We start from the raw sequence: 14,030 nt of genomic DNA, 5'->3' as shown, positions 1-14,030 counted from the left end.
GAACGATCTGGCCGATGACCGCCGTCAGCCCTCCGCGGCTCGCGTTCGACACCGCCGACCCGGCATTCGTGCGGCTGCCGTGGGCGCGCTATGAGGAGATCAGGGCCCTCGGCGGGGTGGTGTTCAACGAGCGGGTGAACCGCTGGATGGTCAGCGATTTCGCGCCGGCCAAGATGATCCTGACCAACACCGAGCTGTTCGGGTCGGAGAAGGGGCAGGCCGAACAGGCCGGCGTGTTCGGTGGGCCGACGATGGAGTTCTACGACGGTCCCCACCACGACCGGATCCGGGCGATCTGGTCGCATGACTTCCGCGCGAAGGACCTGGCCGCCCTGCGGCCGATGATCACCGACGTCATCCGCCGCCGCCTCGAACCCGTGCTGGCCCGGCTGGAGTCGGGCGAGACGGTGGAGATCGTCTCCGAGCTGACCCGCGGCATCCCCACCGAAGTGATCGCGCGGATGCTCGGCATCGAATCGGCCATGGTCGACCAGTTCTCGGCGTGGAGCGATGCGATGGGCGCCTCGGCCGAGGGCTACACGAACCCCGGGGCGCGCGGCGAGGCATTGATCGCCGCGGGGCGGCAGGCCACCGCCGAGCTGAACGCCTACCTGCGCGACGAGATCGGCCGGCTGCGTGACGCGCCGGACGACGAGCCGGGACTGATCGCCACGATGGTTCGCCACCAGTACGCGCGCAGCCACATGACCGAACAGGAAGTCGTGGCCGGCAACACCCAGCTGGTCTTCGCGGGTAACGAGACCACCGCCAAGCTGCTCGCCCAGATCGTCGCAACGCTCGCTGAACACCCCGACCAGCGCCGCGTCGTCCACCAGGACCGCTCCCTGATCCCGGCGGCGACCGAGGAGGTGCACCGGTACGAGACGATCACCCACTCGGTGTTCCGCGACGTGATCGCCGACGACGTCGCGGTGGCCGGGGTTCGGATCCCCGAGGGCGCCCGCATCACGCTCCTGCTCGGGGCGGCCAACCGCGATCCCCAGCGCTGGGAGCGCGCGGGCGAGTTCGACGTGTCCCGCGCGAAGCTCTCCCACCTCGGGTACGCCTTCGGACTGCACAGCTGCCTGGGCATGAACCTCGCCCGACTGGAAGCCCAGATCTTCCTCGAGGAGTTCCTCGACGCACTGCCGGACTGGCAGGTGCACACCCCGATCGACTTCGGCACCAATTACGCCGTACGCGGGCCGGCGAACGTGCGAGTCTCGACGTCATGACGACAAAAGTTCTCAGCGTCGCAACGGGTGTCGTTCTCCTCGGAGTGCTGGCGAGTGTCCCGGCATGCTCGAAGGATTCTCCTCAGCCGGCCCCCACCGCCGCGTCGTCGTCCACAGCGGCGCCGACGTCGACCACCCCTTCGACGTCGACGAAGACCACCAGCACCACGGTGACACCGACGAGCAGCGCGGCACCCGCGGCGAGCAACGCCTTCATCGGCGAGTGGGTCGGGCACACCCGGACCATGACCGTCCGGGCCGACGGCACAGCCGTGATCCAGATCAACGACGGCGCGGTCGACGGCGAAACCTGGAATGCGCAATGGGCGCCCATACCCGCGGGCCTGGCATTCACGTTCACGACGTTGACCGGTAAGACCGGCAACGGCCTCGGCGACGCCTTTGCGCCGGGCATGATCTGGGACGCCGCGCTGGAACAGCAGGACGACGGCACGATCATGCATTTCGTCAAGCAGGGCGAACAGTTCTCCGACGACACCGGCTTCTTCTGGTGCAGCGCAAGCGGAAAGCCCGGCTACTCACACAACTGCGGGGCATAGCTGACTCCCCGCATCCAGACCGGTCGTCTACATTCGACAGAACGGCTCTGGAGGCGCACATGATCAAGCTCGAACTGCCCTACGTCACCGTGACGGTCGACGACCGGGTTCGCAACCGTCTGGCCCGCGCGGGTGAACGGCTGCGCATCACGTTGACCTCGTACCTACGCAACGCCGCCGACGAGCTCGACGGGCTCGGCCGTAAGGCGACCGTGGCCTGTCAGACCGCCGCTGTGCGGGTCGACACCGCGATGGCCGCAGCCAACGACCGCATCGCCTCGGAGCCTGCGGTCGGGACACCGCATCTGAAAGTCGTATGAGCTCACCGGGTGTCTTCATCACCGGAGCCGCTGCGGGTATCGGCCGGGCAACCGCGCTGACGTTCGCCGGGCACGGCTATCGCATCGGCGCCTACGATGTCGATCTCGGCGGATTGGCCACCCTGCGCGACGAGATCGCCGGTCGCGGCGGGGAGATCGCCATCGGCCAACTCGACGTCACCGATGCCGCCGCCTGGTCCGAGCGACTAGCCGAATTCGCCAGCGCGACAGGAAAACTCGACATCCTGGTGAACAACGCCGGGGTGCTGACCAACGGTGCATTCGCCGATGTCCCGCTCAGCGCGCACCGGCAGATGATCGACATCAACGTCTATGGCGCGCTGGCCGGGCTCCATGCCGCGTTCCCCTACCTGCGTGACACCGCGCACGCGCAAGTGGTCAACATGTGTTCGGCCTCGGCGCTCTACGGCCAGCCCGAACTCGCCACCTATTCGGCCACCAAGTTCGCGCTACGCGCGCTGACCGAGGCACTCGAACTGGAATGGCGGCGCTACGACATCCGGGTACTCGCGATGTGGCCGCTGTTCGTCAAGACCGCGATGACCGACGGCGTCGAAACCGGCAGCACGAAGTCGCTGGGGATCAACCTCGGACCTGAGGATGTCGCCAAGGCCGTGTATGCGGCCACCCATCGCGGCCGCGGCCGGCCGCCCAAGGTGCACTATCCCGTCGGGCGGCAGACCAGCGTTCTGGCGGCGATGTCGCAGGTGTCCCCGAACTGGATGACTCGGTTGCTCACGAAGGTGTTGGCGCGGACGTAAAGTCGTCATCCGATCGAGGTGTACGGCCTTCTCGGCGGTTGCTGATTCTGTGTAAACGATTGGCACAGACCACGATTGCTTGCCACACACGGAACACCGTTGATGGTCGGGGCACTGCCCTGTAGGTAGCACTGGCCGGTGTAGGAGTTGTTGACGTGGCCCGGCGGGCAGCCCTGCGCGACCGCCTGGGGCGCCGCGACGACGATCTGCACCGCCAGCGCGGCGCAGACGAGCGCACCACCCATGCGCGTCAATATCGCAACCACAGTTCGCCTTTCCGCAGCCAGACTACGCTTTTGAAGGGACTGCCAGGGCGCGTGATTAGTATCGACGTCATGTCGGAGCCGACCGAAGAGACGACCAAAGCGTACGAACCGCCCTCGTCTCACCGTCCCGCCCGCCAATCCCGATCGACGAACTGGATCGCCGTCGTCGCCTTGGTCATCGCCCTGATCGCGGTGGGCGTGGCCACGTGGGCCCTGCTTCGGCCGACGCCGCAAAGCGCCGCACCCGCGGCGTCGCAGAGCGGTGACCCCAAGGCCAATGCCTGCGCCGCATATCGGACCGTCAGTTCGGCGGTGTCGCTGCAGAGCCACGCCAACGCCGGCGCCGAGGTGCAGGGCGTCGCAGCAAACGCGCGGCTGGCGATGTCGGGCGGCGCGACCTACCTGTTGGCCCACCTGAATCCCGGCACTCCGGCGGATCTCGCCGACGCGATTCGCGCGTTCGCGACCGGGCTGCAGGATATTTCGATGAACGCGTTAGCCGGGGTGCCCAACGGCGATGCAGCACAGGCCGACCGCCTGCGCAACGCCGAGACCCTCAACACCCGGATCGCCGAACTCTGCAAATAGCCACTACGGCGGGTTTTACAGGTTGGGTTCAACTGGCGTTTGCACGAAGTTCGGCAGTGCGCCAAGTGGGGGCCAGCCGCGAGTAAGCGGCGTCTCCTTGGATTTCCCTTGCAGTGAACCACTCGGCGCATTTGCCGGACTGAAGACTTCTTCGAAGGGAATTCCGATCTTGTCCAAACACCGCAAGAAATCGCCGCGCGTGGCTGCTCCAGCCTTTGTCACCACAGGTATCGCCGGTGCGGCGATGGTGGGCGCGGGCGTCCTGTTCGCCCTCACCGAGGCCCCCATGGCCACCGCTTCCCCGGAGTACAAGCTGACGTCCGGTGAGTCGGATCTGTGGCTTTTGCCCGCGACGCCGGGTGGCAACAACAACGTCAGCCTCAAGACCGTCACGGGCGCCGCATCGGCCAACGCCGCCGGCGACCTGGTCTCGATGTTCATCGGCAACGGCACCGCCGAACACCCCAACGGCGGCCTGCTCATCGGCAACGGCTACAGCTACAGCGCAGCCGACACCCAGTGCTCCAGCGCAGCCTGCAACGGCGGCAAGGGCGGCCTGTTGATGGGCAACGGCGGCAACGGCTACAACGGCGGCAACGGCGGCAGCGCCGGGCTGTACGGCAACGGCGGCAACGGTGGCGACGCCACCTCGGCCAACATCAACGGCGGCAAGGGCGGTAACGGCGGCAACGGCGGTCTGCTCGCCGGCAGCTCGTCCTCCGGCGCGCTGTTCGGCGGCGGCGGCGGCAACGGCGGCAAGGGTATCGCCGGCGGTGCCGGCGGCAACGGTGGCAACGCCGGTGCCCTGTCCGGCAGCGGCGGCGCGGGCGGCGCCGGTGGCGCCAGCACGACGACCGGTGTGGCCGGCGGAGCCGGCGGCAACGGCGGCAATGCCGCGAGCCTGCCGATGGCCGGCAGCGGCAGCGCGGGCGCCGGCGGCGCGGGTGGTGCCGGTTATGGCGGCGGCACCGCAGGCACCGACGGCGGCGCAGGCGGCAACGGCGGCAAGGGCGGCTTCTACGGTTCGGCGGCGGGCGGCGCCGGCGGCGCCGGCGGTGCGGGCGGCGCAGGCACCGCGACCGGTGGTAACGGTGGCGCCGGAGGCACAGGTGGTACCGGTGGCCTGGTCTCAGGCAACGGCGGTGCCGGTGGCACCGGCGGTGCGGGCGGCGCGGGCGCCAACGGCGCCGGCGGCAACGGCGGCAAGGGCGGTAGCGGTGGCACCGGTGGCGCGACCGGCAACGGCGGCGCGGGCGCCACAGGTGGCGATGGCGGTACCGGCACCACGACCGGTGGCACCGGTGGTACGGGCGGCTCTGGCGGTCTGGGCGGTAACAACGGTGGCGCGGCAGGCGCCGGCGGGAAGGGCGGCAAGGGCGCGACCGGCGGTGTTGGCGGCAACGGCGGCACCGGCGGCTTCGGCGGCTTCAGCGGCGGCGCGGGTGCCAACGGCGGCACCGGCGGCGATGGCGCGACGACCGGCTCCGGCGGTAAGGGCGGCAACGGCGGCACCGGCGGCGGCAGCGTCATCACCGGCGGCAAGGGCGGCAACGGCGGCACCGGCGGTAAGGGTGGCAACACCGCGGGCAGTGCCGGCCAGGGCGGCTCCGGCTCCATTGGCGGTAACCCCGGCAAGGGCGGCACCGGCGGCGCCGGCGGGTAATCCGTCATCCGACAACGAAATCGGCCCCCTCCGAAAGGAGGGGGCCGATCTCGTTGGGACAGTGGGCAATCAGAGATCAGGCACGTGCACCGTTGAGCGCACATGCCATCTGTGCGTTGTTGGCGTCAGTATTCATGTCATCGGCCGTCGAGTTCAGCGAATCACCGCCACCGCGAATCCCCATGATCACCAACAGCTTTGCGGCACGAAAAGACCATGACCTCATGGGCGCCGCAACATCGGCAGGCAAACCGGGCGTCGATGCTGCCGACATGGCGGCGGAAGCAGACTCGCGTAGTGCGGTACGGCCGAAGACATTAGCGTTGGCGACGTTCGGATCGTCGTAGTTGACGCTGTTCCCGCTGCCGGCGGAGTCGTATGCGAAATCCTCGTAGTACGACGCGGCATGGTCCAGCGCCATCCCAAACTGCTTACAGGCGTCGGGGACCGCGCTGGAGGGCGCGTCCAGCGCGGGCGCCGCCACCGCCGCGTTGACGGGCACAGGTTCTGGTGCCGGTTCCGGCGCCTCCGGATCAGCCGATGCAATCGGAATGCTCAACAGCGCCGACGCGGACACCAGCAACGAGGCCGTGAAAGTCCGGCTGCACAACAGCGATTTTCTCAATGCTTCCTCCTGGATCGTGGGCTCCCCCGAACCGTCCGGCTGGAAGTCCCAAACCAGCCCAAACCTGAAACCCGTGAAGCCAGGGTTCCGCAGGGTCAGGACAGAGTGATGATCAACGGGACAACTGTCGTGATGGTGAACGGACAACGAACAACGGACACCTTTGAAGGATCCATCGAGTGTCCCCTTCACCCACCTCGCACGCAGTTGGTACCACCTTGAGATCGAATCCCGGGTCTCTGACCATTGATTGAGAGAAATGACGCCCGGTAGATGGTAACCGGGCGGGATTTGTTGGCGCGGTGTTAACCGTTGCGTCACTCGCCAACTCAATGATTCCTCCGAACGACACAGTGGATATCAACGACGAGAGGCGCCAACACGACATGTTGAAACGCTTTGCCGCATTGGCTGGAGTATGCCTGCTGGCTCCGATGGGTGCGGCGCCGCTCGCGCTCGCCGACCCGCCGGCCGATCCCAACGTGGCACCAGTGGCCAACGCAGGGCCGGTACCAGGCGGCCCCGCGGGACCAGTGCCTTCCGCTGCGCCAGGAGTTCTCAAGACCCCCGACGGTTGGTCGCTTAGCGTGTCGGGCAAAGACGAGTCCATGGAACCCGTGGCCTCCCTGACCAATTCGCCGTGGTCACGTGAATACCTGGTCGACGGAACGTTCACCGCCTCGGTGTCCGGCGGTGGCAGCACCAAGCTGGCCGGTGGCACCTTGGAGGCCGGCTACCAGATCGGTTGCGGCATCATCCAGGACGACATCGAATCAATCGCCACCGGCGGCATCACCCCGGGCGTTGGTATCCCGTTCGTGAACGGCTCGCTGCTGCCCGTCACGCTCGGTCTGTCGGCGTCATACCAGATGAAGATCGACCTCAAGCCCGGCGTGGTGAACATCGTTCCGGTCGGCAAGAAGGAATTCAAGGGCACCGCCCCGCGAATCTCCATCACCGGATTCCGCATCAAGATTGACGGTTGTGCAGGCCAGTCCTTCATCCGGTCGTACGCGACGCTGACCAGCTCAACCGACAACACCGACGACGTCGTGACCTACCTCGGCGTCACGAAAGCTGTTTAACAACTTCACATCGCCGTTCCCGCGTTCGGCTGCCCGTCATCGACGGGGTGGTGGGCAGCCGATATGCACCACCGGAGACGTCCGCGGGAACGCCCAGTCGATGAGCATCGGGCGCGCAGTGTTGGTGCCCGGTTCATCAACTGGACACCCCACCAATCGATCATTCCTCAGAATCCAATGTATTGAGACGGAAGGCGCCGACAGGACATGTTGCATCGCTTTGCCACCGCGGCTGCAGTTTGCATGCTGATCCCAATGGGGGCGACCCCGCTCGCATTGGCGGACCCGGCCGATCCGGCGGCGCCGCCCGTCGTTGACGCAGGTGCTCCCCCACCACCTGACAACGGCGTGGTCGCCTCCTCGGTTCCCGGTATCGCCAAGACACCCGACGGCCGGACCCTGACGGTGGTCGCCAAGGACGAGACCCAGGTGCCGGTGGCCCCCCTGACAACCTCCCTGTCGTCTCGTGACTGGGTGGTCGGCGCCACGTTCACCGGTACCACCACCGGTTCGGTGTCCGGCGGAACGCTGGAGGCGGGCTACCAGGTCGGGTGCGGTGTCGAAATGGACAAGGTCAAGCTCATCGGCTCGGTCGGCGCCAGCTTGGGCAACGCCAGCCTCGGCACGGGCGGTCTTTCCCTCCCCGGAACCATCAGCTTCCCGGTCCAGGGCCAGATCGAAGTCGACCCCCGGCCGGGCACGATCACCAACGTCGTCGTCGACAAGAAGAAGTTCAAGGGCACCTCTTCGCGAATCACCCTGAAGGACATCCACATCAAGATCGACAACTGCGTCGGCGCCTCTTCGCTGCGCTCCTACGCGGTACTGACGAGCTCCGGCACCGACGCCGACGACATCGTCGCCTACTACGGCGTCACCAAAGTCTTCTGACACCGGGTGCGCCAGATGTACAGAATGCTCGTCAAGGGTGCGGTCGTGGCCGCGCTCGCTGTCGGAGCGGCGGTCGCACCCATGGCGACCGCCGCCGCCGACGAGCCACTGCCCGTCGACCCTGCGGCGCCCCCACCGCCGCCGCCGCAGGGGTTCCTTCCCCCTCCGGGGGCTCTGCAGGACTCGATCAACGGATTCGCCAGCTACCTCGGCGGCCCCGCAGGAAATCAATTGTTGCTCGGTCAGTCTGAGACCCCGGCGTTGGCCGGCACCGCACCCGCGGTCCCGCCCAGCGCCGACATCCTCAACGGCGCCGGGTTGTTGATGGCACAGAACAACAGCATGCCGGACCCAGATCAGACGTCCCCGTACCAACTGGGTCCGGGCGCGGACGGTCCGTTCGCCCGGGTCAATCAATGGAAAGGCGTCCACGCCTTCCTGCACGGGGCGCTCGGACGCATGCCGGCCGACCAGCTCGGTCAGCCGCTGCCTGGGACCGCGCCACTGCCGGGCATCAACATCCCAGCCGGGCCCGAACAGTTCCTGCCCGATCCGGCGGCACCGCCGCCGGGCGCTCCCGGGGTTCCCGGAGCTCCCGCCGCACCGGTGGACCCGGCGCTGCCACTCCCGCCTCCGCCGGCTCCAGGCAGCTGATCGAGTCCTCGCCGCCGTTCACGGCATCGTTTCGCCCGCAGCCGACTACGGTGTGACGAGGATCGAGGCCAAGAGGGGTTGGCGAGATGAGCACAGTGCGGATGTTTGGGCCCAGGCTGAGTTTTGCGGCCGCGGCCGCGCTCGGTGCCGTCCTCACCGGGTCGGCAAGCGCGCAGGCCGATCCTGTTCCGGCCGATCCGACGATCCCACCGGCGCCGATTCCGCCCAACGCGACCATCGGCAGCGTGCTGGCTCAAAGCGGCGCCCCGTCGACCGGCCCGCTGGGGTTGCCTGACTTGTCTGCCTACGCACCGGGACTTCTGTTGGCGCAGAACCCCGTTCCGTCGGCGCCGGGGACACAGGGCACCGTGGCGGCTCCGGATCTGCACGCGTTCAACAACCAATATCTACTGCCGCAGAACGTCACCCCCGCCGCGCCCGGTGAGGGAGTCGCCGACGCCGGCATCGGCCCGTCGCCGGAGTCGCCGGGCACTGGCCGATTGGCGTTCCTGCGCCGCCTTCACGAGATGTATCAGGGCGGCGCACTGGACGGTTCATTGCTCGGCCAGGTGCCCTACGAGCAACTAGGCGAACCGCTCCCGGGTACCGCCCCCGGCCCCGAGATCTATGTGCCGCCCGGACTCGGGTTCGGCCTGGCAGATTCCGCCGCGCCCGCACCCGCGCCGTGAGCGCGACGCGCGCGCAACATTCACCCAACGGCAAAGTGCCGAGGGGGTTCTGGTGCTAGCATCCGAAACCTATGCCTGCTAACGCCCCGCGCGTGATCGTCGAGCCGGACGACGGCGTTGACCCGGTCCGCGAATTCATCATGAGCGCGCAAAGCTCGCTTCTGATAAAGCAATTCACCTTCACCGAGCCCAGCTTGATCGGTGCCGTGATCGATCGGAAGAAGGCCGGTGTCGACGTCCGGGTCATGCTCAACCCGCAGCGGTCGGGCGGCGACCGGGCTAACGACGAGAGCTACGAAATCCTCAAGGATGCCGGCATCGACGTCCAGTGGTCCAGCCCCAAATTCTATGTGACACACGAGAAGTCGATCGTCGTCGACAACAACGCCGCCATGGTCGCCACCTACAACCTGATGATCAAGTACTTCACCCTCACCCGCGACTACGGGATCATCACGCACGACCCACTGCACGTGGCACAGATCGTCGACGTGTTCAACGCCGACTGGGAACACCGCGATTTCACTCCACCGTCCTATGAAGGGCTGCTGTGGAGCAACTCGAATTCGCGCTACCACATGGCTCGGTTCATCGATACCGCTGAGCGCAAGCTGTACATCCAACACCCGAAGTACGTGGACGCCGTGATCCTTGATCACATCGCGGCGGCGGCCCACCGCGGAGTCAGGGTGCGGGTCTTGTGCGGAGGCAAGCACGGCATCAGCGAATGGGACATCCTCGATACGTTCGCCTCTCTGCGGACCCTGCGCCGCTTCGGCGTCGAGGTACGCAAGCAGAAGAATCTGCGAGTGCACGCCAAGCTGTTGATCGTCGACGGCCGAGAGGTCCTGGTCGGGTCGATGAACATCGATCGCAGTGCTTTCGACTTGCGCCGCGAGCTCGGCATCACCAGCGATGACCCGGAGGTCGTGACGCGACTGAAAGCGGTCTTCAAGAGCGACTGGCAGATTTCCAACCACTACGAGCCGCCGGACCCCCTTGAACAGAATCGTCCCGTCGAGGACGAGTTCCCGCACGACCATGATCTGGTCCATGAGTGAGCCAGGTCCGACCCTGGACAAGGTCTCTCTCCTAGAGATCGCCCGTACGTTCAACCACATCGCGTTGGCCTCGTTCGGCGGCGGTCTTGGCGCGTGGTCGCGGGAAGTCGTCGTCGTCGAGAAGAAGTGGCTTGGCGAGGAGGAATTCCTCAGCGCCATGACGATGTGCCGAATCGTGCCGGGCGCCAACCAGGTGAACCTCGCAGTCTTCGTCGGGACCAAGATGAAGGGTCTGACAGGCGCCATCGCAGCAGTGATCGGGTTGTGCCTGATGCCCGTCGCGATCGTCCTGACCCTGGGCTTCGTCTACTTCACCTTCAAGGAAGTGCCCGCGATCAAGGGCGCCCTGCACGGCGCCTCGGCCGCCGCCGTCGCGCTGACCCTGGCGATGGTGATCCAGACCGGCCAGAAATGCCTCAAAGGCGTGATGCCGGTGATCTTCTTCCTGGCTGCCTTCGTCCTCAACGGCCTGCTGCGCTGGCCACTGCTGACGACATTGGCGATCCTGGCTCCGCTGAGCCTCATCTGGGCCTGGCCGCGCAAGCAGCCCGAACCGGAGCCGGAGTCGGAGTCGGTCGGCGCATGAAGACCTTCCTCGCGCTGATCGGCATGTTCGGCTCGTTGTCGCTGCTCTCGATCGGCGGCGGCAACACGGTGCTGCCCGATATGCACCTGCAGGCCGTCACCCAACACCACTGGCTGACGAACTCCCAGTTCGCCGACATCTTCTCGATCTCACAGGCCGCGCCGGGGCCGAGCATCCTGATCGTGGCGCTCGTCGGCTACGCGGCGGGACTGGGCGTGGCCGGAGTCGTCGGCGGCATCGTCGGCGGCGTGCTGGCCACGATCGCGATGGTGGTGCCGGCGGCCGGGCTGATGTACCTGATCACCCGGACCTGGCAGAAGGCCCAGAAGTCCAAGCTGCGCTACGCGGTGGAGAAGGGGTTCGCCCCGCTGACCGTCGGCCTGATCCTGGCCAGCTCGGTGGTCATGAGCAAGGCCGCCGACCACGATTGGCGGGCCTATCTGATCACCGGTGTCGCCACCCTGATCTTCGTCAGGACCAAGACCAATCCGCTGATCGTGGTCGGCGCCGCCGCCCTGCTGGGGTACATCGGCTTCGTCTGACGGCGATCCAATGGGACCTCCCCGGAACAACACGGGATAGGTTTCTCCGATGCGGGTTGACGGGCGCGAGGTTGCCGTATCCGGCAACGTGCTGCTCCCGTTGGCCCGCCGGACCAACGACATCGTGCGACTCGGGTTGGCCGCTGTCGTGCTGGCCATCATCATCACCAGCTCACTGATCACCCGAAACGACTGGGTCGGGCTGGAGAAGTCGGTGTCGCGAATCGTGGGGGTGCTCACCCCCACCCAATCCAACCTGGTCTATCTGGCCTACGGCGTCGCGATCCTGGCGCTGCCGTTCGTGATCCTGATCGGACTGATCGCCGCGCGGCAGTGGAAACTGTTCGCGGCCTACGCTGCTGCCGGGTTCCTGGCCGTGTTCTCCCTGTCGATCAGCGGCAACGGTATCGCCGCGCCGCGCTGGCATTTCGACCTCTCCGAGCGACTGTCGACCACCCTGTCGCAGTTCCTCGACGACCCCCGCTGGATCGCGATGCTCGCCGCCGTCCTGACTGTCTCGGGGCCGTGGCTGCCCGGGCGTTGGCGCCGGTGGTGGTGGACCCTGCTGCTGGCCTTCGTGCCGATTCACCTCGCGGTCAGCGCGGTGGTCCCCGCTCGCTCGTTGCTCGGCCTTGCCGTCGGCTGGTTCGTCGGGGCTCTGACGGTCTGGGTGGTCGGCACGCCGGGGCTCGAGGTTCCGCTCGACGGCGCGGTCCGCGCGTTGTCCCGGCGGGGGTTCCTGGTGACCTCGCTGACGGTGGTCCGCCCGGCCGGCGCCGGCCCGCTGGAGTTGGCGGCCGCCGACGACGCCGGCTCGCGAGTGGTCGTCGAGATGTACGGCCCCAATCAACGCAGCGGCGGTGCGCTGCGCCAGTTCTGGCGGTGGCTGATCCTGCGTGATGCCGAAACGGCACCGCTGCAAGCCTCGATGCGACGCGCCGTCGAACATCGCGCGTTGATGACGATCGCCGTCGGCGATCTTGGGGTGTCCAACACGACCACGATGGCCGTCGCCGCGCTGGAGCGCGGCTGGACGTTGTACGCGCACACCCCGTCGCTCGGCACCCCGATCGGGACAGCATGCGACGAGGCCCTGGTGACCACGATCTGGGGTTCGCTCGGCGTGCTGCACCAACACCAGATCGCCCATGGGGACCTACGTTTCAAAGAGATGACCGTCGAGTCCGGCAAGGTGTTGTTCGGGGGCTTCGGCAGTTCCGAATACGGGGCGACCGACGAACAGCTGCAATCCGATATCGCGCAGCTGCTGGTGACGACGACCGATCGGTTCGGCGCCGAGTCGGCTGTGCGCGCCGCCGTCGACACCCTGGGTAAGGAAACCGTCCTCAACGCGTCACGACGCCTCACCCGAGCCGCGGTGCCTGCCCGAATTCGCAAGTCGGTCAACGATCCCAAGGCCCTCATGGGCGCCGCGCGCGACGAGGTGAAGCGGCAGACCGGGGCTGACGAGATCAAAACCGAGACCATCACCCGGTTCACCCGTAAACAGGTCATCCAGCTGGTGCTGCTCGTCGCGCTGGTGTACGTCGCCTATCCCTTCATCAGCACGGTGCCCACCTTCTTCAGCGAGCTGCGCAACGCGAACTGGTGGTGGGCGCTGCTGGGGCTCGCCGTGTCCGCGATGACGTATGTCGGTGCGGCAGCGGCATTGTGGGCGTGCGCCTCCGGGCTCGTCAGCTTCCGCAATCTGGTGATCATGCAGTTCGCCAACACCTTTGCCGCCACCACGACACCCGCCGGTGTCGGCGGCCTGGCGCTGAGCACACGCTTCCTGCAGAAGGGCGGACTCGGCGCGCTGCGTGCCACCGCGGCCGTCGCACTGCAGCAGGCCGTCCAGGTGATCACCCACGTGACGCTGCTGATCTTCTTCAGCGTCGCGGCCGGGGCGACCGCCGACCTGTCCCACTTCGTGCCGAGCACCACGTTGCTCTACCTCATCGGCGGTGTCGCGCTCGGGATGCTCGGGACGTTCCTGTTGGTGCCGCGGGCACGCCGGTGGCTGGGAACCGCGGTGCGCCCCCGCATCCAGGAGGTCGGCACCGAGCTGCTCGAACTGATCCGCGAACCCAAGAGGTTGGCGATCATTGTGCTGGGCTGCGCCACAACAACTCTGGGAATGGCGCTCGTACTATGGGCCAGCATCGAGGCCTTCGGCGGCGACACCACCTTCGTCACCGTCACCATCGTGACGATGGTGGGCGGCACGCTGGCGTCGGCCGCGCCGACGCCCGGCGGTGTCGGCGCGGTGGAGGCCGCACTGATCGGTGGGCTCGCCGCGTTCGGGGTGCCCGCGGCCGTCGGGGTGCCCGCGGTACTGCTGTACCGGGTGCTGACCTGTTGGTTGCCGGTGTTCGCGGGCTGGCCGATCATGCGGTGGCTCACCGCAAAAGAGATGATCTAGCCCGCGACTGCGTAGCGTGGAGACGTGCTCGCGAAGCGTGTCCTGGCGTTGCTCTGTGCAC

General features: G+C 67.2%; 16 protein-coding genes. 14 read left to right on the top strand and 2 right to left on the bottom strand.

The window, feature by feature from the left end; translation table 11 throughout:
• The first annotated feature begins 14 nt into the window (after nt 1-14).
• Complete coding sequence (locus EV580_RS29755) at nt 15-1,235, top strand: cytochrome P450 (protein WP_133696173.1); 1,221 nt, start codon at nt 15-17, stop codon at nt 1,233-1,235.
• 82 nt (nt 1,236-1,317) lie between these two features.
• Here the strand turns inward: EV580_RS29755 and EV580_RS34385 are convergent, their stop codons facing one another.
• Nucleotides 1,318-1,452, bottom strand: a complete 135-nt coding sequence (locus EV580_RS34385) for a hypothetical protein (protein WP_286171924.1) — start codon at nt 1,450-1,452, stop codon at nt 1,318-1,320.
• A gap of 28 nt (nt 1,453-1,480) precedes the next feature.
• On the opposite strand from EV580_RS34385, the gene EV580_RS29750 reads away from it, so the two are divergent.
• The 5 genes from EV580_RS29750 (at nt 1,481) to EV580_RS34135 (ending at nt 5,414) form a co-directional block, all read left to right on the top strand.
• Nucleotides 1,481-1,795: a hypothetical protein gene (locus EV580_RS29750; protein ID WP_133696172.1), complete on the top strand. Its 315-nt coding sequence runs from the start codon at nt 1,481-1,483 to the stop codon at nt 1,793-1,795.
• Between the two features lie 59 nt (nt 1,796-1,854).
• On the top strand, nt 1,855-2,115 hold the full coding sequence (locus EV580_RS29745; protein WP_133696170.1) for a hypothetical protein: 261 nt from the start codon (nt 1,855-1,857) through the stop codon (nt 2,113-2,115).
• Complete coding sequence (locus EV580_RS29740; protein WP_133696168.1) at nt 2,112-2,897, top strand: SDR family oxidoreductase; 786 nt, start codon at nt 2,112-2,114, stop codon at nt 2,895-2,897. Before EV580_RS29745 ends, EV580_RS29740 begins: the two co-directional genes overlap by 4 nt.
• Nucleotides 2,898-3,052: 155 nt before the next feature.
• Nucleotides 3,053-3,751, top strand: a complete 699-nt coding sequence (locus EV580_RS29735) for a hypothetical protein (protein WP_255496951.1) — start codon at nt 3,053-3,055, stop codon at nt 3,749-3,751.
• Between the two features lie 562 nt (nt 3,752-4,313).
• Nucleotides 4,314-5,414: a hypothetical protein gene (locus EV580_RS34135; protein WP_502703953.1), complete on the top strand. Its 1,101-nt coding sequence runs from the start codon at nt 4,314-4,316 to the stop codon at nt 5,412-5,414.
• A 76-nt stretch (nt 5,415-5,490) separates the two neighbouring features.
• On the opposite strand, the gene EV580_RS29725 is transcribed toward EV580_RS34135, so the two are convergent.
• Nucleotides 5,491-6,186, bottom strand: coding sequence for an Rv2240c family protein (locus EV580_RS29725; RefSeq protein WP_255496950.1), 696 nt, complete (start codon nt 6,184-6,186; stop codon nt 5,491-5,493).
• 239 nt (nt 6,187-6,425) lie between these two features.
• On the opposite strand from EV580_RS29725, the gene EV580_RS29720 reads away from it, so the two are divergent.
• The 8 genes from EV580_RS29720 (at nt 6,426) to EV580_RS29685 (ending at nt 13,969) form a co-directional block, all read left to right on the top strand.
• On the top strand, nt 6,426-7,124 hold the full coding sequence (locus EV580_RS29720; RefSeq protein ID WP_166654954.1) for an MspA family porin: 699 nt from the start codon (nt 6,426-6,428) through the stop codon (nt 7,122-7,124).
• A 207-nt stretch (nt 7,125-7,331) separates the two neighbouring features.
• A complete protein-coding gene (locus EV580_RS29715) occupies nt 7,332-8,015 on the top strand; it encodes an MspA family porin (RefSeq protein WP_133696164.1) in 684 nt (227 codons plus the stop codon).
• A 15-nt stretch (nt 8,016-8,030) separates the two neighbouring features.
• On the top strand, nt 8,031-8,669 hold the full coding sequence (locus tag EV580_RS33950) for a hypothetical protein (protein ID WP_166654953.1): 639 nt from the start codon (nt 8,031-8,033) through the stop codon (nt 8,667-8,669).
• Nucleotides 8,670-8,755: 86 nt separating this feature from the next.
• Entirely contained in the window at nt 8,756-9,358 is a 603-nt protein-coding gene (locus tag EV580_RS29705) for a hypothetical protein (protein WP_166654952.1), read from the top strand.
• Nucleotides 9,359-9,429: 71 nt separating this feature from the next.
• Complete coding sequence (locus EV580_RS29700) at nt 9,430-10,419, top strand: phospholipase D-like domain-containing protein (RefSeq protein ID WP_133696159.1); 990 nt, start codon at nt 9,430-9,432, stop codon at nt 10,417-10,419.
• Nucleotides 10,412-11,005 carry a chromate transporter gene (locus EV580_RS29695; RefSeq protein WP_133696157.1) on the top strand — a complete coding sequence of 198 codons (594 nt, stop codon included), beginning with the start codon at nt 10,412-10,414 and terminating at the stop codon, nt 11,003-11,005. Before EV580_RS29700 ends, EV580_RS29695 begins: the two co-directional genes overlap by 8 nt.
• Nucleotides 11,002-11,547, top strand: coding sequence for a chromate transporter (locus EV580_RS29690; protein WP_133696155.1), 546 nt, complete (start codon nt 11,002-11,004; stop codon nt 11,545-11,547). Before EV580_RS29695 ends, EV580_RS29690 begins: the two co-directional genes overlap by 4 nt.
• Nucleotides 11,548-11,596: 49 nt before the next feature.
• Nucleotides 11,597-13,969: a lysylphosphatidylglycerol synthase domain-containing protein gene (locus EV580_RS29685; protein ID WP_133696154.1), complete on the top strand. Its 2,373-nt coding sequence runs from the start codon at nt 11,597-11,599 to the stop codon at nt 13,967-13,969.
• Nucleotides 13,970-14,030 lie beyond the last annotated feature (61 nt).

The sequence above is a fragment of the Mycobacterium sp. BK086 genome, assembly GCA_004362315.1.
Lineage (GTDB): Bacteria > Actinomycetota > Actinomycetes > Mycobacteriales > Mycobacteriaceae > Mycobacterium.
Note: the sequence above shows the minus strand (reverse complement) of the source record. Positions and strands in the feature narration are given on the sequence as shown.